Below are 21,727 nucleotides of genomic sequence, written 5' to 3' on the forward strand. Positions count from 1 at the left end.
ATGACTGGCGTTCTGGACGGCATTCGCGTACTCGATTTCGGCCGCTACATCGCGGGTCCCTGGTGTGCGGCGCTGCTGGGCGACTTCGGCGCAGACGTCATCCGCATCGACAAGCGCGGCGGCAGCGAGGACCGCCATGTCCTGCCGATGAGCGAAGAGGACAATGCGGGGGCGATGTACCTGCAGATGAACCGCAACAAGCGGGGCATGACGCTGGACCCCACCACGCCGGAGGGCCGGGAAATCCAGCGACGCATGATCGCGAACGCCGATGTCGTCATCGCCAACCTGCCGGACAAGGCGCTGGCGGCGCTCGGCCTCGACTACGCGACGCTGACATCGATCAAGCCGGATATCATTCTGGTGACGGCGACCGCCTTCGGCACCACCGGCCCCTATGCGACCAAGGTCGGTTTCGATCTGGTGGCGCAGGCGATGTCCGGCGCGATGCATCTGTCGGGCCCGCCGGGGCAGCCCACCCGGTCCTACTTTCCCTGGGTCGATTACGGCACGGCGACGCTCGCCGCGCTCGGCACCATGGCCGCGATCATGCATCACAAGGCAACCGGACAGGGCCAGCATGTCCAGGGCTCGCTGCTGCACACGGCGCTGGCCAACGGCAATTCGGCGATGATCGAACAGGCCATCGCGAAGCCGAACCGGGAAGGCAGCGGCAATCTGGGCCAGCTCAGCGCGCCGTCCGACAGCTACAAGACAAAGGACGGCTCGATCATCGTGTTGACCCTTGGGGAACACATGCACAGGCGCTGGGCGAAACTGATGGGCGAAAACCACTGGCTGACCGACCCGCGCTACGCCAATGACGAATTGCGCGCCGAACAGGGCAAGGTCATCAGCGCGCGGATGCAGGAATGGTGTGCGACGCGGACCACCGAGGAAGCCCTTGCCGAACTGGAAGGCGCAAGGCTGCCCGCCTCGCCTGTGCTGACGCTGCAGCAAGCGCTGGAGAACGAACACATCCAGGCGGCCGGATTCCTGAAAATGACCGATTACCCCGGCCTGCCGACTCCGGCGCCCATGATCGACACGCCCGTCAAGCTGTCGCAAACACCCGGAACGATCCACCGGCGGCCACCACAGCTGGGCGAGCATACGGACGAGATACTCGACGCCCTCGGTTACAGCGCCGCGGAAATCGCGACGCTGCGGGAAGCCGAGGCGGTTTAGGGATGCGGCGGGGCCAGGCGCGATGAAGGAGGTCCCCTACCCCGCCGGAACCGTCATCTATCGCGAGGGCGACGCCAGCAATGCGGCCTTCGTCATCGTCGACGGCGAGGTCGCGGTCGAGCGCGCGGCGGGCGAAAGCACCATCCCGCTCGCGGTACTGAGAGCAGGACAGATTTTTGGCGAGGTCGGCATCATCCGCAACCGGGCGCGCTCCACCACCACCCGGGCACGCACCGACACAACCCTGATCGTGATCACCCGGGAAGATTTCGATGCAGCCTTCGGCGACAAGGATCCGATGGCGCTGAATATCCTGCGAATGCTCTGCGAACGGCTGAGCGATGTGACGCAACGGGTCTATGAAGGCGAAATCCACGCCGCCGGCGCCGCGGTGTCGGCCATCTCCGAAATCAAGCTGCTGCCTGGCACCCCGGCAGTCGAATCGCAAATCGGGCGGGACGGCATTGTCATCGACTGCCTTCCCTTCCGTGTCGGCCGCCGCGCCATCGCCGGCGAACCCGCCAGCAAGACGCCCGCCGAACTGCTGCTGCTGACCACGAAGCCCTTCGAAATGGCGCCAATGCATTTTGTCATTGAAGACGTGCAGGGCCGCCTGAACCTGCGCGACCTTGGCAGCGTCCTTGGCACACTGGTCAACGGAACCCGGGTCGCACCCTTCGAAGCATCCGACAGCGCGCCGCTAAAGCTCGGCATGAACCAGATCCTTGTCGGCGGCCTCGATTCATCCATTGCGTTCAACCTCGTCATCGAGGGACGCTGAACCCGCAACCGACGAATACGGAGGCGATTGTGCCCCTTCGACGCCTTGTCCTGATTTTCCTCGCTATCGCAGGGGCGGTGTTGCCGCCGCAGGCCGCGCTGGCGGAAGAGGTCGATGTCCAGCTGGTGCTCGCCGCAGACGGGTCCGGCTCCATCGACGACGACGAATTCCGCCTGCAACGGGCCGGTTACGCCGCCGCCATCACCGACGAGCGCGTGTTGAACGCGATCCGTTCCGGGTATCGCCAGGCCATCGCCGTCGCCTTCGTCGAATGGGGCGCGCCGGAATCGCAGCACACAATCGTCGACTGGACGGTCATTCGCGACGCGGCATCGGCCCGGGACTTTGCCGCAAGGCTGCTGGCCGCACCCCGCGTCGCCTTCGGCTACAATTCGATCAGTAACGCCATCGACTATTCGGCGCGCCTTATCCGCGAAAGCGGCCATTCCAGCCCGCGCAAGATCATCGACATTTCCGGCGACGGCCCGCAGATGAACGGCCAGCCGCTGGCGCCCGTCCGCGCCATGGCGATCGGCGAAGGCATCACGATCAACGCCCTTGTCGTCGCGGCGGATGGCGGACGTTTCCCCGGCATGTCCGGCGAGGCGTTATTTCAGCATTATCAGCTCGATATCATCGGCGGTCCTGGCGCCTTCGCCATGACCGTGGAAGGCCGGCAGCGTTTCGCCCATGCCATCCTGAACAAGATGATCCGGGAAATCGCGATGATGACGCCATGACCGCAACCACGGCCACGACGGCGAACGGGAAACCACCAGGTATCGTGCGGCTGGTGGCGACGGTCTTCCTGCCCTTCGCGGGCGGGTATTTCCTGTCCTACCTGTACCGGTCGATCAACGCGATCATCGCCCCGCAGCTGGTCAGCGAGGTGAATCTGAGCGCCGGCGACCTGGGCCTCATGACCTCGGCCTATTTCTTCGCCTTCGCCGCCTTCCAGATCCCGCTGGGCATGCTGCTGGATCGGTTCGGGCCGCGCCGGGTGCAGTCCTCTTTCCTGCTGGCAGCCGCCCTGGGCGCGTTCCTGTTTTCCATCGGCGACAGCAAGGTCACCCTTATCCTGGCCCGCGCCATGATCGGCCTCGGCGTTGCCGGTGGGCTGATGTCCTCCTTCAAGGCGATCACGATCTGGTTTCCGCAGAGCCGCTGGCCGCTGGTCAATGGCTGCTTCATGGCAATGGGCGGGCTGGGCGCGGTGTCCTCCACCATACCGCTGGAATTTGCACTGCATTACACCGACTGGCGCGGCGTTTTTGTCGGACTTTCCGCGGCGACGGTCTGCGTCTCCAGTATCATCTTCCTCATAGTGCCGGAGAAAAAGGCGGGTCCGGTGGCGCCACCGTCGCTACGCGACCAGTTGGCCGGCATCGGGCATATCTATACGAACCGGCTGTTCTGGCGTATCGCGCCGATATGCGTGGCGGCGCTGTCCGCCAATATGGCGATCCAGTCGCTCTGGGCCGGGCCCTGGCTGCGCGATGTCGCCGGCTATTCCCGGGACGCCATCGCCGAACACCTGTTCATCCTGAACGCGATCATGACCGTGGGCTTCGTCGCCTGCGGCGTCGTCGCCGACCTGTTCGAGCGGCGGGGCTTCACCCTGAGCCAGGTCATGGGCAGCGCGACGCTGATCTTCATGGCGGCGCAGACCGCCATCGTATTCCAGGTCGCGCCGACGGGATTGTGGCCCTGGGTGATTTTCGGGCTGACGATGAACTTCACCGTACTGGCCTATACCCAGTTGACCCGGTATTTTCCGCCGCATTATTCCGGACGGGCGATAACGGCGCTGAACCTGCTCGCCTTTGGCGGTGTCTTCTTCGCGCAATCGGCCATCGGCTGGATCATCGACCTCTGGCCCCCGAACGCCGATGGCGGTTACCAGAATATCGGCTACACCGCCGCTTTCGGGACGGTCCTCGCGATCCAGGTTTTGGCCTTCCTCTGGTTCCTGATCCCCGGCAAAATCGCGGCGCCGCCGGAATAGCAGCGGATCAGGACGTCATGGTCTGTTCGCGCGTCTTCAGGAAGCGGATATCGGGCCAGTCTTCCTCCGCCTTGCCCAGCGCCCAGGCGTTCCGCGCCAGGAAGACCAGCGCGTTGTCATGGTCGTCCGCCAGGCTGGAACGGTTGGCGTCGGCGAATTCCTTCAGCTTGCGCGGGTCGTCCGCAACCACCCAGCGCGCGGTATAGAGCTGCGTTGGCTCGAAACGGACCGGCACGTCGTATTCGGTCCGGATCCGGTCGGCCATGACGTCGAACTGCAGGGCGCCCACGACCCCGACGATCCAGTCGGCACCCAGCCGCGCCTTGAAGGCTTGCCCGACCCCTTCTTCCGACAATTGCCGCAGCGCCCGCTCCAGATGCTTGGCCCGCATAGGGTCTTCCGGCCGGGCGCGGCGCAACAGTTCCGGCGCGAAGCTGGGAATGCCGGTAAACTGCAAGTCCTCCCCTTCGGTCAGCGCATCGCCGATCCGCAGGTTGCCGTGGTTGGGCACGCCAATGATGTCGCCGGGCCAGGCTTCTTCCGCCAGTTCCCGGTCGCGCGCCAGGAACAGCACCGGGTTGTGCATATTCAGCGCCTTTCCGCTGCGCACATGATGCAGCTTCATGCCGCGTTTGAAATGACCCGAACAAAGACGCACGAAGGCGATACGGTCGCGGTGCCGGGGATCCATGTTCGCCTGGATCTTGAAGACAAAGCCGCTGACCTTGTCCTCGTCGGGCGCCACCGCGCGGGTCGCCGTCGGCTGGGTCAGCGGCGTAGGCGCCGATTTCGCGAGCCCATCCAGCAATTCGCGGACACCGAAATTATTGATCGCGCTGCCGAAATAGACCGGCGTCAGATTGCCCTCGCGATAGGCCGCATGGTCGAATCCGGAACAGAGTTCCCGGGCCATGTTCACTTCGTCGCGCAACTGCCGCAGCGCTTCCACCGGAAGCAGCTCGTCGAGTTTCGGATCGTCCAGGCCGTTGCAGGCGCGGCCTTCGTCCAACTTGTCGGTGGAATTGCGGTCGAACATCAGCAACCTGTCGCGGATCAGGTCGTAGCAGCCCAGGAAACTGCGGCCCATGCCGATAGGCCAGCTGGCCGGCGTCACATCGATCTGCAGGGTCTGCTCGATTTCGTCCAGCAGGTCGAACGGGTCGCGGGATTCGCGGTCCAGCTTGTTGATGAAGGTCACGATGGGCATGTCGCGCAGGCGGCAGACCTCGAACAGCTTGCGGGTCTGCGTTTCGATGCCCTTCGCCGCATCCAGCACCATGACGGCAGAATCGACGGCCGTCAGCGTGCGATAGGTATCCTCGCTAAAATCCTCATGGCCCGGCGTATCCAGCAGGTTGAAGGTCAGGCCTTCATATTCGTAGGTCATGACCGAGGACGCGACGGATATACCGCGCTCGCGCTCGACCTTCATCCAGTCGGAATGCGCCCGCCGCTGCGCCCCGCGCGCCTTGACCGCCCCCGCCAGCTGAATCGCGCCGCCGAACAGCAGCAGCTTTTCAGTCAGGGTCGTCTTCCCGGCATCGGGATGCGATATGATCGCGAAGGTTCGCCGCTGCGCGACGGAGTCGGTTAAAAGGCTCATGTTTTTCTATGGGTAAGAGAGGGTTACAGCGCGTCCCTACATATAGGAACCATGCCCCGCCACTCAAGCATTCATCGCGGTTCGATCGTTTTCGCGGGTGCAACAATGCACGGGCCTTCCGGACGACAAGACAGATAGCGCTGCGGGCGCGGGATTGTTATCGTTCCGTCCAGATACGGGCGGATCACCGCCCCCATGGCGCATTCGCGCGTTTCCGTCCGGAGAAGACAGTATGAGGATTACCGAGGTCAATACCTATCCGCTCAGGATGGCGCTGCAGCAGCCAAGCTGGACGGCCCATGAAATCAGCGGCGACGCGACCCTGACCCTCTTCGAGGTCAGGACCGACGAGGGCATTACCGGTTACGGCGAAGTGCAGGGCGGCCCGCAGAAGACGATCTGCGACCTGGCGTCAGCCTATGGCGAATGCATCAAGGGCATGGACCCGCTGGGCCATGTCGCTGTCTGGGAGAAACTCTTTTCCAGCACCAGCCCGCGACCGGGCGGGCTGGGCGGCTGGGACGGGCTGCCGGCGCCCCTGCCCCGCGGTCAGCGGCCCCAGGCCATGGCGGCCATCGGCGGCATCGATATCGCGCTGTGGGATATCAAGGGCAAGGCGGCCAACATGCCGGTCTACAAGCTGCTGGGCGGCAGCCGCACCAGCGTCTTCACCTATTCCACCGGCGGCTATTATATCGAGGGCGCGCCGCTGGAATCCTGCGCCGAGGAATTCGCCGGCTACGTGGAAATGGGCTACCGGGCGGTCAAGATGAAAACCGGCGCGTTTTCGCTGGCCGATGAGCTTATCCGCATCAGGGCGGTGCGGGACGCCATCGGCCCCGACGTCCTGCTGATGCTGGACATGAACGCGCCCTACGGGGTCGATGATTGCATCGCCTTCGCCAACGCGGTGGCGCCCCATGACATCTTCTGGCTGGAGGAACCCCTGCACTGGCACCTGCAGCCGGCGGATTACGTGCGGCTGGCCAAAGGCTCGCCGATCCCGCTGGCGCATGGGGAACGGGAATGGACCCGGTTCACGATCCGCGATTTCATCGATTCAGGCGCGCTGGGCTATGTGCAGTTCGATTCGACCCGCCATGCGGGCTTCACCGAATCCCTGCGCATCGCCCATTATGCGGAACAGCAGGGCGTGAAGATCGCGCCGCATACCGCGCCGCAACTGCACGGGCATCTGGCCTCGGCCTTCGGCGACGCGGCCTTCGGCGCGGAGTCCCACGGCGGCACCGATCGCCATCCGATCCAGCACGGGCTGTATACGGAACACGCCGTGGTCCGCGACGGCATGCTGCATCTCAGCGACAGGCCGGGATTCGGCGTCGAAATCGACTGGGATTTCGTGAAGAAGGTCGGGGCGTAAGCCGCCGGTCTTCCTACGCCGCTTCCGCCCTGTCCCGATAAGCCGCCAACAGCGCCGGCGAGGCGTTGTAGATCGGCGTGTGGCCGCGCAGCAGGATCTGCGTGCTGCGCTCATAGGCGGCGCTGGGAATATTGTCGACGCCGTCCTTCATCGACCCGGTAATGGTCGCCTTCAGCAGTCCCGCCGGGTTGGCCATGCGGACAATATGGTCCTTTTCCACCGGTCCCAGGGGTTCAAGGCCCTGCGCGAGACCGTTCGCGACCGTGCCCGGCACCAGACAGCAGGCCGCAAGGCACGCCCCGCCGGTGACGGCCAGCGACTTGTGCGCCGATTGCGGCGTGAAATAGCGCACCCGGACATTGGCCCCGGCGGCGGCTTCCTCCGCGCTGGGCGGCGCGATAATGCAGACCTTCGGGATCGTCTCGCTCGCTGCCAATTGCGCCTCTGTCAGGGGCGTGCCGTCCTTGCCCGCCAGGCCCATCTTCAGCCCCGCCTTTACCCAGATGCTCCGGATCCGGGACCGGAAAGCCTTGTCCCCATCCAGCTCGGCCGGCGTTTCGGATGCTGCCTTGCCAAGGTCGGCGGCGCGGATGATCACCATGGGCACCGCGAGGTCGGTACACGTGACTTCGATGCCGTCAAAGACATCGGTCAGATTGCCGGTCGGCAGCAACTTCCCGGTCTTCGCCCCGACCGGATTCAGCAACGCCAGCTGGACGCCGGGCCAGTGCCCCATGACCCCCGGGATCACCGTATCGGACGCAACAGGTTTGCCCGGTTCCGGCGTTTCGATCAGCGCATGGGCCACCACGCCGGTATTGGTATTGTGGATGCGCACCCGGTTCGTACCCGGCCGCAGGGAAACCAGGCCGACCTGGTCCGCGAAAACCGGCAGCGCGGCCGACATATTGCCGCAATTGACACTCCAGTCGATTGCCGCCTTGCCCGGCGCCAGTTGCGCCAGGGTACTTTCGATATCGGCATCCGCGCGGTCGGACCGGTCGACGATGAAGACCTTGCAGCTTTGCGGAATGCCCCGGCCCAGTCCGGTGATCTGCGAATTGGCCGCGACCTCGCCTTGCAGCGGCACCCCCATGATATGGCGAATCAGTTCCTCCCGCAGCGCGAGGTCGGCCGGCAGATGTTCTTCCAGCAACAGGACGCCGGTCGAGGTGCCGCCGCGCATGTGGTAGACGGGTATCTCCAGCACCCCGCCGAGGAAGCGGGGCGCAAGCCCGTGAAAGTGAACCGGTTGTGTCGTCGTCACGCTGTTCATCTCGGAACCTCTGTATTGTCAACCCGCCGCCGGAAGACACTGTCTTTTCCTGCGGTATCCTATACGCCTTTCGCGTTCATCAGGGAAGCCAACGGCACGCCATGACAAAAGCTTCCGCGCGCGGCGATTGCCTCGGGATGACAGTGTGGCTTATGGTAAATCACAGCAATGACACCGGATCAGGATTTATCATGCCCGACACAACGTCGCCGACCAATTCGAAAATCGTTGCCGCCTATCGCGAATACACCCCGAAATCGGCGGCGCGCGCAAAACAGGCCAGGCAGGTTTTTCCCAGCGGTCTGGTGCATGACTCCCGCAAGCTGGACCCTTATGCCTTCTATGTCGATCATGCGAAGGGTTCCCGCAAATGGGATATCGACGGCAATGAATACATCGACTACTACGGCGGGCATGGTGCGCTGATCCTGGGCCACAGCCATCCGACGGTCATGGAAGCCGTCCATGCGCAACTGGACAAGGGCACCCACTACGGCGCCTGCCACGAACTGGAGATCCGCTGGGGCGAACTGGTCAAGCAGCTTGTGCCCTGCGCGGAGCGGGTGCGTTTCACCTCGTCGGGAACGGAAGCCAATCTGATGGCGCTGCGGCTTGCCCGCGCCTTTACCGGGAAGCCGAAGCTGGTCCGCTTCAAGGGGCATTTCCACGGCTGGCAGGATCACGTCGCCTTCGGCGTATCCAATCATTTCGACGGCACGCCGACACCCGGCGTGCTGGACGGGATCGCGGATAACGTCCTGCTGGCCCCGCCGGACGATATCGAGGCGACCCGGCGTATCTTCGAAACCCATGACGATATCGGCGCGGTCATCCTGGAGCCGACCGGCGCCAGTTTCGGCCAGGTGCCCGTGACCCGCGAATTCGTCACCGAATTGCGCAGGATCGCGACCGAGCACGGCGTCCTGCTCATTTTCGACGAAGTCGTCACCGGCTTCCGCGTCGGCCCCGGCGGTGCACAGGCCCATTACGGCATCATGCCGGACCTGTGCAGCATGGCGAAGATCATTGCCGGCGGGCTGCCGGGCGGCGCGGTGGCGGGACGGGAGGATATCCTGGAACTGCTCGATTTCGAGGTCGCGGAAGCCAAGGGATTCGAGAAGATCGGCCATCAGGGCACCTACAATGCCAATCCCATGTCCGCGGCGGCCGGCATCGCCGCGCTGGAACTGATCGCCGCCGGCGGAGTCTGCGACACGGCGACCGCACGGGCGGAACTGCTGCGCCGGCGCATCAACGAGGCTTTCGAGGCCGAAGACGTGCCCTGGGCGTGCTACGGCGAGCATTCCGGCTTTTATATCTTCACGAATCCCGGCAACCTGCCGATCACGCCAACGACGTTCGACCCGTTCGCCCATGACCACGCCACCCTGAAGGGCAGCCAGAAGGCGGCGACCATCACGAAGCTGCGCCTCGGGATCATTCTCAACGGCGTGGACATGTCCGGCAAGCCGGGCGGCCTGACCTCCGCCATGCACAGCGAGGCGGATATCGAGGCGACAGCCGAAGCCGTCCGCGCGGCGGTGCGTATGCTCAAGGACGAAGGCGACCTCGCCGCCTGATGCCCCGGCCTTTTCCATGAAGGCATTGCAGCGCATTGCGGTGCTTGCAGGTATTATGGCGGGCGCCATGGTCGTGGCTGCCGGCGCCGGTTATCTCTGGCTGCGCAGTTCGCTGCCTGATGTCGATGGCGGCGTGTCCCTGGCAGGGCTTGACGGCCCGGTTGAAATCATACGCGATTCCAACGCGATACCGCATATTTTTGCCACCAGCTCGCATGACGCCTATTTCGCGCTGGGCTATGCCCATGCGCAGGATCGGCTGTGGCAGATGGAGTTCATGCGCCGGGTCGGCGCGGGACGGCTGGCGGAAATCCTGGGCGAAAAAGCGGTCGGGGCGGATCGTTACATCCGCACCATGGCCATTCCCCGGGTCGCCGCCGCCATTTCGGTCCGTATGCCCGCCGACGGCAAGGCGGTCCTCAGCGCCTATGCGGCGGGCGTCAACGCCTGGCTGACCAACCGGTCCGGCGCCCTGCCCCCGGAATTCATTCTGCTGGGGATAGAACCGGAACCCTGGCGACCGGTGGATTCGATCCTCTGGAGCCGGCTGATGGCCCTGCGCCTGGGACGCAACAACCGGACCGAACTGATCCGCGTTCAGGTGGCCAGCGCGCTGGCGGCGCATGGCCTTCCGACCGCATTACTGAACGAATTGTGGCCGCAGCCTCCCGCCGACGGTCCCGTGACGGTCTCCGACGCAGTCCGGAAAGCCGCATCCCTGTTCGATACGCTGCCGGGCGCCAGGGGCTTCGACCTTCCCGCCGATAGCGGGTCCAACGGATGGATCCTGCACGGCAGCCGGACCGCAACCGGCAAGCCGATCCTGGCCAACGATCCGCATCTGCGCTTCGACGCGCCGATCGTGTGGTACCTGGCGCGGCTGGAAGCGCCGGGGCTGAGCCTGACCGGCGCGACGGCGCCCGGCGTACCGTTCACGATCCTGGGCCATAACGGGTCCATCGCCTGGGGCATGACCAGCGCCGATGCCGATGTCGAAGACCATTTCGTGGAAACCCTGGACCCGGAAAGCCCGGAAAACTACCTTGTCCCCGGCGAGCCGTCCTCTCCTGTCCCCGATGGGTCGTCCCCTTTTGTCACCCGTACGGAAACCATCAGGGTCAAGGATTCCGAAGATGTTGTCATGACGGTCCGCCAGACCCGGCACGGGCCCGTCGTGTCCGACATTGTGGCCGATGGACCGGACAGGCAGGTTATTGCGCTCTATTCCACCGCATTGAACGTCGACGACACAACGGCCACGGCGATGCTGGCGATCAACCGGGCGCACGACTGGGAAACATTCCGAGACGCGGCGCTTGGTTTTCAGTCGCCTGCCAGCAACCTGTTCTTCGCCGCCACGGATGGCGATATCGGATTCTATACCGCAGGGCTGGTTCCCATCCGGAAATCGGGGGACGGCAGGATCCCTGCGGCGGGCGCTGACGGCAAACAGGACTGGATCGGATATGTGCCCGCTGTCGAGATGCCCATGCTGTACAACCCGCCGGAAGGCAGCATTGTAAATGCAAATAACAGAATGGTTGACGATAGTTACGAGTGGATACTGACACACGACTGGAACCAGCCATTTCGCGCGGAACGTATTCGGGAGCGTCTCGACGGCGATAACAGGCACGATATCGCCGCGAGTATGGCCCTGCAGCAGGATTCGCTCTCCACCGCAGCGCGGCTTCTCCTGCCGATGATGCTGGCAACCGTGCCGCGCAACGACCGGGCTCGGCAGGCGCTGGCCATGCTGGCCGGATGGGACTTCACCATGCGGCGGGACCGGCCGGAACCGTCGATCTATGCCGCATGGCTGCGGCGGCTCGGCAAGGCCATTATCGCGGACGAAGTCAGCGGGCCGCTCGTGGAACGATACCAGCAGTTGATCAACAGCCCCAACCCGCGCTTCATCCAGCTTGCCCTGACGACGCAGCGGCACTGGTGCGATGACATAGCGACAAAAGACGCGACTGAAAGCTGCGGCGAGCGGCTGAGCCTGTCGCTCGACCAGGCGCTCGACGACCTTGCCGAAAGGCTGGGCGACGATATGGCAGGCTGGCGGTGGGGGACGCTGCACAAGGCGACTTTCACCCATCGGATCCTGACCAATATACCGGTTCTGAAGGGCCTGTCGGATCGCGCCATTCCTTCGGACGGCGGACAGCACACAGTCAATCGCGGCGGCTATTCTACCGGTACCGCGCCCTTTACCCATCTCGACGGTTCGGGCTACCGCGCCGTTTACGACCTGTCGGATCTCGGCAACAGCCGGTTCATGATTGCGACCGGCCAGTCCGGAAATTTCCTGTCGCCGCATTACGACGACCTGCTGCACCGCTGGCGGGACGGTCAGTACATCACCATTTCCGGAAGCCGTGAGGATCTCGCCCGCGCGGCGGGCAGCATCCTCACGCTTTCGCCGGAATAGCCGTATCTAGTTCCTGTAGGACGGATCGATCCGGTCCAGCTTGCGCAGCCATGCCGGCCATTCCAGCTTGCCGGTCGGCCGGTGCCCGTTGCCACTGTTGAACTGGCGACCGCGCTCGATCGAAATCTTCTGCACTTCCTCGCTGATCGGATAAAGCTCCGCTCCCGTCTGCTGGAAGGCAAGCTGCATGCGGCAGGCGCGTTCGGCCCGGAACATCCAGACGAATGCTTCACCGATGGTCCGCCCGACGGTCAGCAGACCGTGGTTGCGCAGGATCAGAATTCGGTTATCGCCAAGGTCCTCGACGATCCGGGCGCGTTCGTCGTGATCGGTCGCCGGCCCTTCATAGTCGTGGTAGCCGGTCGTATAGGTGACCGCGAGCGCATGCTGGTTGATCGGCAACAGCCCGCCCTTCTGCGTCGCAACGCTGGTGCCGGCCGTCGTATGGGTATGCATGACGCATTCAAGATCGTGGTTGGACATGTGAACGGCGCTGTGAATGGTAAATCCCGCCGGATTGACCTGATAATCCGAGTCGTCGATGGCGTTGCCATCCAGGTCGACCTTGATCAGACAGGACGCGGTGATTTCGTCGAACAGCATGCCGTAGGGATTCAAGAGGAAGTGATTTTCCGGTCCCGGCACCCGGGCCGAAACATGCGTTCCGATACCATCGGACCATCCATTCAGGTCGATCAACCTGTATGCCGCCGCCAGATTGACCCGGACGTCCCATTCCGCGTCGGAAATATGATCCGCGCGCTTGATCGATTGTACAGCCGCTACCATGTGTTGTTCCCCTTGATCCAAGATATTGTCGGTAAAGATTGCAGCGATATTAGCCACTTCCACCGGATTGGCAAATCCGGTCGCACCTGTCGACGGCGGCCCGTTAGAGACCCAGCACCTGCTTGGCGATGATATTGCGCTGAATCTCGTTCGATCCGCCATAGATCGTCGACGGTCGCGATCCCAGGAACTGGTTCATGACATCGATCCTGTTGTTACCGAGCGACAGATCCTCGCGATAGCCCCCGTAATCCCCCGAGAGATCGACCATTTCCTCGGTAATCCGCTGATAGGTTTCGGTCGCCCAGATTTTCAGGAAGGACACATCCGAACCGATCTCGCCGCCCGACTTCAGGATCGAGGCATAGCGCTCGAACGAGGCCGCCAGGTCATGCACATCGAGCCGGAGACGATTGTACCGCGCGGCAAAGGCCGCGTCCTCAAAGGCGCCCAGCGATTCCGCCAGTAGCCGCAGCCGGTTCAGCGCATAGCTCGACATCCGCGGATTGCCGACAAAAATGCGCTCGAACCCGAGCAGCGCCTTCGCCATGGTCCAGCCCTTGTTGGGCTCGCCCACCAGGTTCTCCCGCGGCACACGGACATCGTCCAGGAATACCTCGCAGAATTCCTCCTCGCCCCGGATATTCGGAATCGTGCGGATGGTGATGCCGGGCGTCTTCAGGTCGCACAGCAGGAAACTGATGCCTTCCTGCGGCTTCGCCGCGTCCCGGTCGGTCCGGACCAGCATGTAGATCCAGTTCGCGTTATGGGCAAGCGACGTCCAGATCTTCTGTCCGTTGACGACATATTCGTCGCCGTCCAGCACCGCGGAGGTCCGCAGGCTGGCCAGGTCGGAACCCGCATTCGGTTCGGAGTATCCCTGGCACCAGATATGGTTGCCGGCGCGGATATTGGACAGGAAATATTCCTTCTGCGCGTCGGTGCCGTATTTTATCAGCAGCGGTCCGACCATGACGATACCCTGGTCGGGCATGCGGGCGACGCCGTGGCGTTCGAATTCCTCGGTATAGATAATGAACTTGCCGGGATCGAGGCCCATGCCGCCATGTTCTTTCGGCCAGACCGGACAGAGCCAACCCTTCTCCGACAGTTTCAGGTACCACTCCCGGCATTCCTCATACAGGATGCGGCGCGGAAAATAGCGCAGTTCCGCCGGATAGTTCGCTTCGACCCAGTTGCGGATTTCGGCGCGGAATTCGTCATCGCCCAGGGCGTTCATATCGCGGGTTTCGGTCATCGGCACAATCTCCTTCAGGCGGCGGCTTCGGGCGCGAATTCGGCATAACGGTTGCGATGCATGCCCGCATTGCCGAGCCAGGCGGACAGCACGAGGGCGCGTTTGAGATACATGCCGATATGACAGGCGTCCGAATAGCCGATGCCGCCATGCAACTGGATCGACTGGCGCCCGATCAGCAGCCCCGCCTCACTGCAGCGCGCCTTGGCGGCGCTTGCCTCGGCGGCGCGCCGGACAGGATCGCCGGTTTCGTCGAAGCAGCGGCAGGCCTGGGCCAGCACATCCCGCGACAGTTCCTGCTGTACCCACAGGTCGACAAGCCGGTGCTGTAACGCCTGGAACTTGCCGACCGGCCGGCCGAACTGTTCGCGCTGCTTGACATAGGCCAGCGTATCGTCGAAGGCCTGCTTCATGACGCCGACCAGTTCGGCGGCCGCGCACAGCCGCGCCTCATCGACGGCGGCCGACACGACCGGCCCCGCATCGCGCGACAGCACGATCCTGTCCGACGGGACGAACACGTTGCTCATATTCAGCGTGCCGTAGTCGATACCGTCCACACCCGGGTCCAGCGACAGGCTCAGCCCCGCCGCGCCGGCTTCCAGCCAGTAAAGGCCCACCCCGTCAGGCCCCATCGCCGTGACGATAAAGGCATCGGCGCCGGCCGCCGCGGGAATGAAGCGTTTGCTGCCCGTCAGGGTGATACCCTCCGCCGACGGAACCGCCCGGGCCGCGATACGGGCCGGGTCATAGTCATTTGCGGTTTCCTGCCAGGCCAGCGCGGGAATAACCTCGCCCTCGATCAGCGCCTGGATTTTTTCGGCCCGCAACGCCGCGTTGTCGCTGCCCCGCAGGACGCCACCGGCAAGCACGACCGCGGATACGAACGGTTCCGGCGCGAGACAGCGGCCCAGTTCCTCGATCACGATGGCCGCTTCGGCGAAGCCCAGGGCCAGCCCGCCATATTCCTCCGCGAAAAGCAGGCCGAACCAACCGTTCGCGGCCATGGTCCGCCAGACCCCGCGGTCGAAACCGGGAGCCTTTTCCCGGCTGGCGCGAGCGCGTTCGACCCCACCGCTGCGCGATACGAAGGCGCGCGCGCTATCAAGCAACATGCGTTGCGTATCGTCGTTTTCGAAGGATTTGCCCGTCACTGCCGTTCCACCTCGCTGAATTCATCCCGCCACGCCCCGTTTATGGACGACCGCAAGCCAGAATCCAATGCGCCACGGCGCCAGAATGAATGCGTCGAACACGATGCCGCGTCAAGACATCCCTGTTCCCGAATGAAGGGATTTGCGCCTCGAACGGCGCGTGCGCAGCTACTGCTAGATGACGCCGGACAGGGAAAAATTATTGAGGACGACGTAAGCGTTGAATGCAATCACTGCGCTGACGCAGAGAAATACCGCACGTACCGGGTGCATCAGGACGATGGCAACGGTAATGAACTGCATTGCCATTTTCGGCACGAACCACCAACCGCCGAACAGGTCCTGCATGGCCGCCATTAGCGGATTGGCCTCCACAGCGCCGGCGAGCAGGCCGACATTGGTCGAAATCACATCCAGCGTGCCGACGATGATGACCGACAGGGCGACAACCAGCGCCCAGGGCGACACCGCTTTTTGCGATACGAAAGCGGATTTGGTACATTTCGATGGTGGTGCGATCATGATGCTTTCCGTGTTTTCACATGGTGACGGTCGGGGTCGCGCTCAATGAAAAGTTGATACCCCAAGTCCCGGCGCAGGCTTTCATCCAAATGGGCTATGAACGAAAAATTAATCTGCATTAGAGATAACTCTATCACATCAACGCGAAATTCTGTCGCCAGAATGCGTTTGTAACAGGAACGGAGGTCCGGAACAGGTGGCGGTTACCGTGAAATGGCTTTTCCTGACAGCCTTGGTCCTGGTCTTGCATTCGACCGAAAAACCCGTGGCGGCGCAGGCCGCCGTAATCCAGTGCCACGACAAAGAGCGTGGCGTAGTTCAGCCCAAGACGCCGGACAAATGCGACGGCGAAATTCTCAGCCGCGAGGATGCGGCGAAGGTGAAGGCGGAGTTGCGACGCGAACGGATCAGACGGGCCAATCAGCCGAAATCGGAACGCGAACAGGGCCCAAGAGGCCACGGAACCGGATTTTTCGTCAGCGCCGACGGGAAAATCGTCACCAATAATCATGTCATCGCGGAATGCAGGAAAACCATCTGGGTCGACACGACCGACGGCCAGCAGGGCACCGCCGTTGTCCTGGGCGCCGATCCGGGAAACGACCTGGCGCTGCTCGCCAGCACGTTACAGGCGCCGGCCGTTGCGGTTTTCCGCAGCCCGGACATTATTGCGCCCGGCAGCGATATTACCGTTATCGGCTACGGCACGACGAAGCTGCCGCCGATCCGCCCCCATGTGACGCCCGGCACCTTCCAGTCGCACAATACAAGCGGCACGCGCTTCCAGATGCGGGCGGCCGTTCGACCCGGCAACAGCGGCGGCCCGGTCCTCGACGATAGCGGCTATGTCGCAGGCGTCGTCTTCGCCCAACTCAATACCGTCAAGACCTTTCAGGCACGCGGGGAGCTGATCCTGGATCAGGGGTTCGCGATTTCCAATCCGGTCGTCTTCGGATTCCTGTCCGGCCTTGGCGTCGACTTCCGGCGCGCGCCGGCCCGGGCGCCAAAACCGCGCGACGCTATCTTCCAGGAAGCCAAACCCTTTATCGCCCGCATCAGCTGTCCCAGGTGACCTTCCGAAGGACGCCACTGCCCCATTGACGATGCCGCCAGCGCATTGACATGGTATCCGGACATGTTCGCCCGCCGACATCCGGAGTGTTCGCCATGACAAAAATTACCGCGGTCCGCGCCTGTACCGTCCGCATCCCGCTCGACAACCCCACAACCTTCGCCACCCGCAAGGTGCTGGCCCGCGACCTGACCCTGGTCGAGATCGAGGCCGATGACGGGCACAGGGGTATCGGGTTCACCTATGGCGGCAGCAGCGGCGGCGGGATCGTGACAGAGGCGGTGCGCAACCTGCTGGCGCCTGTCCTTATCGGCGAGGATCCGTTCCGCGTCGAGGGGCTCTGGGCGGAGATGTACCAGGAAGCGCTGTTGCAGGGCCGGGCAGGCTCCGTGATGCGGGCGCTCAGCGCGCTGGATATCGCGTTGTGGGACCATAACGCCCGCGCCGCCAACATGCCGCTGTACCGGATGCTGGGCGGATTCCAGAAGGAGTCGGTACGCGGCTATGCCAGCGGCGGTTATTACCTGGAGGGCAAGACGCCGGAGGATCTGGCGGCGGAAGTGCAGGGCTTCGTCGATCTCGGCTTCGACGCGGTGAAGATCAAGGTCGGCCTGCTGGGGCTACGGGAAGAAGAAGCCCGGCTCGCCGCGATCCGCGAGCATGTCGGCGGTGACGTCCTGCTGATGCTCGATATATCCAATGCCTGGAAGGATATCGAAACGGCGATGCGGTTCGTCAGCGTCTATGAACCCTATGACCCGTATTTCTTCGAGGAACCGTTCTCGCCGGACGATCTCGACAACCACGCGCGGCTGGTCCAGCGCACCAATGTTCCCGTCGCCACCGGCGAGATCGAGGCCGGCCGCTGGCGCTTCAAGGAAATCCTGGAAAAGGGTGCGGCGACGATCCTGCAACCGGATGCGATCTGCTGCGGCGGCATCACCGAATTCCGCCGCATTGCCGCCACGGCGGCAAGTTATGGCGTATCCGTCGCGCCGCACGCCTATCACGAAATGCATGTCCATATCGTCGCCAGCACTCCGAATGCGAGCTTCATCGAAGTGTTCAACGACGACACGATCGTGAATTTCCGGCGGCTGCTCGACACCCAGCCCGTCGTCGAAAAAGGCCGGGTCCTGCTGCCGCAGAAGCCCGGCCTCGGCTACGATTACCTGCCCGATGTGATCGAAAAATACGCGATAGACCCCTGGGGCTAAAACAGACGTTCGCTGGCCAGCTTCGCGCCATCCGCCAGCGCGCGGAGCTTGGCCCAGACGACGTCTTCCGCCACCTTGCCCATCCCGGCGGAGGTATCGAAACCGCAATCGGTACCGGCAATGACCCGCGTCGGATCGCCGATGACCTGCGCGATGCGTTCGATCCGGTCGGCGATGGTTTCGGGGTGTTCGATATAGTTCGAGGTCGTGTCGATAACCCCCGCGACAAGGTTCTGGTCATCCGCCAGCTTCATGTTGCCCAGCACCTTGTATTCATGCGCATGGCGCGGATTGGCGAAGGGCAGCACGATGGCGCCGACATCGGCGGTCCGGAGGATCGGCAGGATTTCCTTTAGCGGCACATCCATGTCATGCGGGCCTTCGTAATTGCCCCAGCAGACATGCAGCCGCACGTTTTCGCGCGGCACGTCCGCGAGGCTGCGGTCGATCGCAGCGACGACCCGCTCGACGAAATCCAGGAATTCGCGCATCGGCCGATCCGCATAGGTCACATGGTGTTCCAGCGCCAGGTCCGGACAGTCGAGTTGCAGCAGGAAGCCGTGCCGGGTGATGGAATCGTATTCGACCTTCAGCGCGGCTGCGATGGCGTCTAGATAATTGTCGAAGGTATCGTAATATTCATTCGGAATCGCCGCCGCGATGATGCCCGGCGACGGCGCGGTCACGAAAGCTTCCGAAAAGGCGGGTTTATCCGCGTCGAGGATGGCGCGAAAATCGTCGCATTCCCGCGCGACGAAGGCCGGATCGAGATAGCGGACCTCGCCCGTTACCGTCGGGACCTCGAAATTATTGACCGCCTCGCGGCCGCCCATCATGGCCTTGCGCTGTTCGACGAAGGCCGGGTATCTGGTGACATCCGCCGGCGGCCGGCGCGTGCCCAGGCCATTGAACCCGCTCATCCGATGCCGGACATACAGGAAGAATGCCTCGCGCGGCTGTTCGCCGTTATTGAGGATATCGACGCCGGAGGCGACCTGCCTGGGAATGACCCAGCGGGTCGCCTCGTCGATCAGCCGGTCCAGTTCCGCCGTATCGATTGTCTCGCCCCGCGCCCGGCGCGCGAACAGGGATGTCAGGGCAGGCGGGCGCGGCAGGCTGCCGGCATGGGTGGTCAGGATTCTGGATTCGCTTTTTATCATTGTAATTCCCTCCCCGGCGCCGCCCGCGCCGCTTGATAAACGGTTCGTGCTGCCCACGTTATCAGACCACGGCGCCGCCTGGTACACTTCCCAATCCGCCGCGAAGCGGTTACCATTCGCTTCTGCGATTCGCAGGCAGGAGAATTATCACATGGAAGCGCAAACACTTACCCAGACACCGGCACAGACCGGTTTCGAAATCCGGCCGCTTTCGGATTTGATGGGCGCGGAAATCATCGGCCTTGATCTCAGCCGGCCGCTGGGCGACGCCACGCGCGATGCCGTCCATGACGCCTTCCTGCAATACCAGGTCATCGTTTTCCGTGACCAGAAACTGTCAAAACAGCAGCAGGTCGCGTTTTCCGAACAGTTCGGCGAACTGGAGCAGCACACGCTGCGCAACCTGGGCACCAACGACAATCCGCTGGTCCATGTGGTGACCAATATGGACGATGACGGCAATCTGCTGGGCCGCGTCAAATCCGAGAGCTGGCACACAGACAAATCCTTCCGGCCGGCGCCGTCCATGGCGACCATCCTGCACGCGATCACCCTGCCGCCCTCCGGCGGCGACACCGTATTCGCCAATATGTATACCGCCTTCGAAGCGCTGCCGGAATCGGAAAAGGAAGAACTGGCGGATGTGCGGGTCGTGCACAGCTGGGAAAAGTCGCGGGAGAATATCGGCCGCTTCATGTCCGAGGCGGAAAAGCGCGATGCGCCGGACAACGTGCACCCGCTGCTACGCACCCATCCCGAAACCGGCCGCAAGGCGATCTTCGTCGGCACCCATGCCTCCCATCTGGAGGGCATGCCGATTGAGGAAGGCCGGGCGCGGATCATGAAGCTGGAAGAGCATGCGACCCAGGACCGGTTCGTCTTCCGCCACAGCTGGCGGCCCGGCGACGTGCTGATGTGGGACAACCGATGCCTGCTGCACCATGCGGACGGCAATTTCGACACGACCAAATACCCGCGCGTGCTGCACCGCACCTGCCTGCGTGGCACGCCGACCGGTTAGTTGCCGCAACATAAACGGGCGTGGATGAGTGTCCGAACACCCGGGGACAGGCCATTTCGGAAAACCCGAGATTCGCCATTGACCTTCCCGTGAGGGGAACCTCCATATTCACGGCATGTTTCATGTTCCGCGCATCGCGCATCTTGTACCATTGTTTTGCGCGCTGATGGCTTGGGCGATCCTAGCGTCGCCCGGCACCGCCAACGCGCATGATACCCACGTCGAAACAAGCAACATAGCGGTGACGGATGATCCATCCAGCAACGCTATGCCGGAAGATTTTCCGGATACCCGGTACGCGGACGGCCATCATTGCCATGGCGCGGGTCCAATATGCCACTTTTATGCCGTTGCCTACTCCGGCCAATCTGACTGGCCGCTTCGAAATTTCCGCAAGATCTACATGCGCGGACCGGTTCCGTTCAGGGACCGCCACATCATTCCGCTGCTGCGACCGCCACGATACGGCCGCCACTTCACCTGACGAACCGATCCGATCGTGTCCCCTTGCCGGAAGGCAGGGGCTTCGCGCGCCGGCCAGCCTGTACGTGACAGGAATCAAGACTTCACCGGCTATCATCTAATTGGTGACGGCGCCGCCATATGCCAGTCGGCGTACATGCGCGTGTTGTCACAACAAAGGAAATCCTTCGATGACAGACTCCCCGACCCTGACCCTCAAGACATTCGCCGCCGTTACCTGTACCGCCGCCGCATTGTTGTTCGCCGCCGCCCCGTCCCTTGCCGCTGGCGCCCATGGCGGCGGTCACGGCCATACGAACGGAAAAATGGGGCACGGGTTCGATTTCGGCGCGCCCGGAACGGCCTCGGACGTCACCCGCACCATCGATATCACCCTGAAGGAAAACTACTTCGAACCGGAAAGCATCGAGGTAAAGGCGGATGAAACGATCCGCTTCAGGATAAGGAACGAAGGTGAGCTCGTGCACGAGTTCAATATCGGCACCGCCGCCATGCATGCCGAACACCAGAAAGAGATGATGACGATGATGGAGCACGGCGCGCTGGAGGCCGACAGGGTCAACCACGACATGATGAAGATGGACATGGGCGGCGGGAAAACCATGGAACACAACGATCCGAACAGCGTGCTTCTAGAACCCGGCAAGACCGGTGAGGTGATCTGGAAATTTACCAAGGCGGCGGAGCTCGAATTCGCCTGCAACGTCCCGGGCCACTACGAGGCCGGAATGGTCGGAAAGATGCACATCAAATAGCGCAAGCGGAACGTTGCAAGCGCCCTCTTCCACCGATCATTCAATTGA

General features: G+C 63.1%; 18 protein-coding genes. 11 read left to right on the forward strand and 7 right to left on the reverse strand.

The genetic code is table 11. The features are described 5' to 3' along the window. Genes WD767_16320 through WD767_16335 form a run of 4 tightly spaced genes read left to right on the forward strand, consistent with a single transcriptional unit; the run spans window position 1 to window position 3,974 of the window. The gene (locus WD767_16320) at window positions 1-1,188 is read left to right on the forward strand and encodes a CoA transferase (GenBank protein ID MEX2617656.1); all 1,188 of its coding nucleotides are present in this window, start codon (window positions 1-3) and stop codon (window positions 1,186-1,188) included. A gap of 22 nt (window positions 1,189-1,210) precedes the next feature. Next, on the forward strand, window positions 1,211-1,969 hold the full coding sequence (locus tag WD767_16325; protein ID MEX2617657.1) for a cyclic nucleotide-binding domain-containing protein: 759 nt from the start codon (window positions 1,211-1,213) through the stop codon (window positions 1,967-1,969). Window positions 1,970-1,998: 29 nt separating this feature from the next. Beyond that, complete coding sequence (locus WD767_16330) at window positions 1,999-2,709, forward strand: DUF1194 domain-containing protein (GenBank protein ID MEX2617658.1); 711 nt, start codon at window positions 1,999-2,001, stop codon at window positions 2,707-2,709. Continuing rightward, complete coding sequence (locus WD767_16335; protein ID MEX2617659.1) at window positions 2,706-3,974, forward strand: MFS transporter; 1,269 nt, start codon at window positions 2,706-2,708, stop codon at window positions 3,972-3,974. Before WD767_16330 ends, WD767_16335 begins: the two co-directional genes overlap by 4 nt. A gap of 7 nt (window positions 3,975-3,981) precedes the next feature. Here WD767_16335 and WD767_16340 read toward each other — a convergent pair whose 3' ends face one another. After that, the gene (locus WD767_16340) at window positions 3,982-5,577 is read right to left on the reverse strand and encodes a peptide chain release factor 3 (GenBank protein ID MEX2617660.1); all 1,596 of its coding nucleotides are present in this window, start codon (window positions 5,575-5,577) and stop codon (window positions 3,982-3,984) included. Between the two features lie 232 nt (window positions 5,578-5,809). On the opposite strand from WD767_16340, the gene WD767_16345 reads away from it, so the two are divergent. Beyond that, window positions 5,810-6,958, forward strand: coding sequence for a mandelate racemase/muconate lactonizing enzyme family protein (locus WD767_16345; GenBank protein ID MEX2617661.1), 1,149 nt, complete (start codon window positions 5,810-5,812; stop codon window positions 6,956-6,958). Window positions 6,959-6,971: 13 nt separating this feature from the next. Here WD767_16345 and WD767_16350 read toward each other — a convergent pair whose 3' ends face one another. After that, the gene (locus tag WD767_16350) at window positions 6,972-8,225 is read right to left on the reverse strand and encodes a PrpF domain-containing protein (GenBank protein MEX2617662.1); all 1,254 of its coding nucleotides are present in this window, start codon (window positions 8,223-8,225) and stop codon (window positions 6,972-6,974) included. 200 nt (window positions 8,226-8,425) lie between these two features. On the opposite strand from WD767_16350, the gene WD767_16355 reads away from it, so the two are divergent. Both WD767_16355 and WD767_16360 read left to right on the forward strand, forming a co-directional pair. Then, window positions 8,426-9,814 carry an aspartate aminotransferase family protein gene (locus WD767_16355; GenBank protein MEX2617663.1) on the forward strand — a complete coding sequence of 463 codons (1,389 nt, stop codon included), beginning with the start codon at window positions 8,426-8,428 and terminating at the stop codon, window positions 9,812-9,814. Between the two features lie 16 nt (window positions 9,815-9,830). Further along, complete coding sequence (locus tag WD767_16360) at window positions 9,831-12,248, forward strand: penicillin acylase family protein (GenBank protein MEX2617664.1); 2,418 nt, start codon at window positions 9,831-9,833, stop codon at window positions 12,246-12,248. 6 nt (window positions 12,249-12,254) lie between these two features. Here WD767_16360 and WD767_16365 read toward each other — a convergent pair whose 3' ends face one another. From WD767_16365 to WD767_16380, 4 genes are all read right to left on the reverse strand, one after another. Further along, complete coding sequence (locus WD767_16365) at window positions 12,255-13,037, reverse strand: class II aldolase/adducin family protein (protein MEX2617665.1); 783 nt, start codon at window positions 13,035-13,037, stop codon at window positions 12,255-12,257. Window positions 13,038-13,140: 103 nt separating this feature from the next. After that, window positions 13,141-14,295, reverse strand: a complete 1,155-nt coding sequence (locus WD767_16370; GenBank protein MEX2617666.1) for an acyl-CoA dehydrogenase family protein — start codon at window positions 14,293-14,295, stop codon at window positions 13,141-13,143. 14 nt (window positions 14,296-14,309) lie between these two features. Beyond that, complete coding sequence (locus WD767_16375) at window positions 14,310-15,449, reverse strand: acyl-CoA dehydrogenase family protein (protein ID MEX2617667.1); 1,140 nt, start codon at window positions 15,447-15,449, stop codon at window positions 14,310-14,312. Window positions 15,450-15,623: 174 nt separating this feature from the next. Further along, complete coding sequence (locus WD767_16380; GenBank protein ID MEX2617668.1) at window positions 15,624-15,971, reverse strand: DUF5658 family protein; 348 nt, start codon at window positions 15,969-15,971, stop codon at window positions 15,624-15,626. Between the two features lie 196 nt (window positions 15,972-16,167). Here WD767_16380 and WD767_16385 point away from each other — a divergent pair, with 196 nt between their 5' ends. Further along, window positions 16,168-17,043 carry a serine protease gene (locus WD767_16385; protein ID MEX2617669.1) on the forward strand — a complete coding sequence of 292 codons (876 nt, stop codon included), beginning with the start codon at window positions 16,168-16,170 and terminating at the stop codon, window positions 17,041-17,043. Between the two features lie 95 nt (window positions 17,044-17,138). Beyond that, window positions 17,139-18,260 carry a mandelate racemase/muconate lactonizing enzyme family protein gene (locus tag WD767_16390; protein ID MEX2617670.1) on the forward strand — a complete coding sequence of 374 codons (1,122 nt, stop codon included), beginning with the start codon at window positions 17,139-17,141 and terminating at the stop codon, window positions 18,258-18,260. Here the strand turns inward: WD767_16390 and WD767_16395 are convergent. Further along, window positions 18,257-19,420 carry a cobalamin-independent methionine synthase II family protein gene (locus tag WD767_16395; GenBank protein ID MEX2617671.1) on the reverse strand — a complete coding sequence of 388 codons (1,164 nt, stop codon included), beginning with the start codon at window positions 19,418-19,420 and terminating at the stop codon, window positions 18,257-18,259. The genes WD767_16390 and WD767_16395 overlap by 4 nt on opposite strands. A gap of 151 nt (window positions 19,421-19,571) precedes the next feature. Here WD767_16395 and WD767_16400 point away from each other — a divergent pair, with 151 nt between their 5' ends. Both WD767_16400 and WD767_16405 read left to right on the forward strand, forming a co-directional pair. Beyond that, window positions 19,572-20,441, forward strand: a complete 870-nt coding sequence (locus WD767_16400; protein ID MEX2617672.1) for a TauD/TfdA family dioxygenase — start codon at window positions 19,572-19,574, stop codon at window positions 20,439-20,441. Window positions 20,442-21,094: 653 nt separating this feature from the next. Then, the gene (locus WD767_16405) at window positions 21,095-21,679 is read left to right on the forward strand and encodes a cupredoxin family protein (protein MEX2617673.1); all 585 of its coding nucleotides are present in this window, start codon (window positions 21,095-21,097) and stop codon (window positions 21,677-21,679) included. Window positions 21,680-21,727: the final 48 nt, after the last annotated feature.

Source organism: Alphaproteobacteria bacterium, from assembly GCA_040905865.1.
GTDB lineage: Bacteria > Pseudomonadota > Alphaproteobacteria > UBA8366.

Excerpts from the sequence above, each read along its gene's own strand:
- WD767_16320 (MEX2617656.1), top strand. The coding sequence starts at position 1 with ATGACTGGCGTTCTGGACGGCATTCGCGTACTCGATTTCGGCCGCTAC.
- WD767_16325 (MEX2617657.1), top strand. The coding sequence starts at position 1,211 with ATGAAGGAGGTCCCCTACCCCGCCGGAACCGTCATCTATCGCGAGGGC.
- WD767_16335 (MEX2617659.1), top strand. The coding sequence starts at position 2,706 with ATGACCGCAACCACGGCCACGACGGCGAACGGGAAACCACCAGGTATC.
- WD767_16340 (MEX2617660.1), bottom strand. The coding sequence starts at position 5,577 with ATGAGCCTTTTAACCGACTCCGTCGCGCAGCGGCGAACCTTCGCGATC.
- WD767_16345 (MEX2617661.1), top strand. The coding sequence starts at position 5,810 with ATGAGGATTACCGAGGTCAATACCTATCCGCTCAGGATGGCGCTGCAG.
- WD767_16355 (MEX2617663.1), top strand. The coding sequence starts at position 8,426 with ATGCCCGACACAACGTCGCCGACCAATTCGAAAATCGTTGCCGCCTAT.
- WD767_16360 (MEX2617664.1), top strand. The coding sequence starts at position 9,831 with ATGAAGGCATTGCAGCGCATTGCGGTGCTTGCAGGTATTATGGCGGGC.
- WD767_16365 (MEX2617665.1), bottom strand. The coding sequence starts at position 13,037 with ATGGTAGCGGCTGTACAATCGATCAAGCGCGCGGATCATATTTCCGAC.
- WD767_16370 (MEX2617666.1), bottom strand. The coding sequence starts at position 14,295 with ATGACCGAAACCCGCGATATGAACGCCCTGGGCGATGACGAATTCCGC.
- WD767_16380 (MEX2617668.1), bottom strand. The coding sequence starts at position 15,971 with ATGATCGCACCACCATCGAAATGTACCAAATCCGCTTTCGTATCGCAA.
- WD767_16390 (MEX2617670.1), top strand. The coding sequence starts at position 17,139 with ATGACAAAAATTACCGCGGTCCGCGCCTGTACCGTCCGCATCCCGCTC.
- WD767_16395 (MEX2617671.1), bottom strand. The coding sequence starts at position 19,420 with ATGATAAAAAGCGAATCCAGAATCCTGACCACCCATGCCGGCAGCCTG.
- WD767_16400 (MEX2617672.1), top strand. The coding sequence starts at position 19,572 with ATGGAAGCGCAAACACTTACCCAGACACCGGCACAGACCGGTTTCGAA.
- WD767_16405 (MEX2617673.1), top strand. The coding sequence starts at position 21,095 with ATGACAGACTCCCCGACCCTGACCCTCAAGACATTCGCCGCCGTTACC.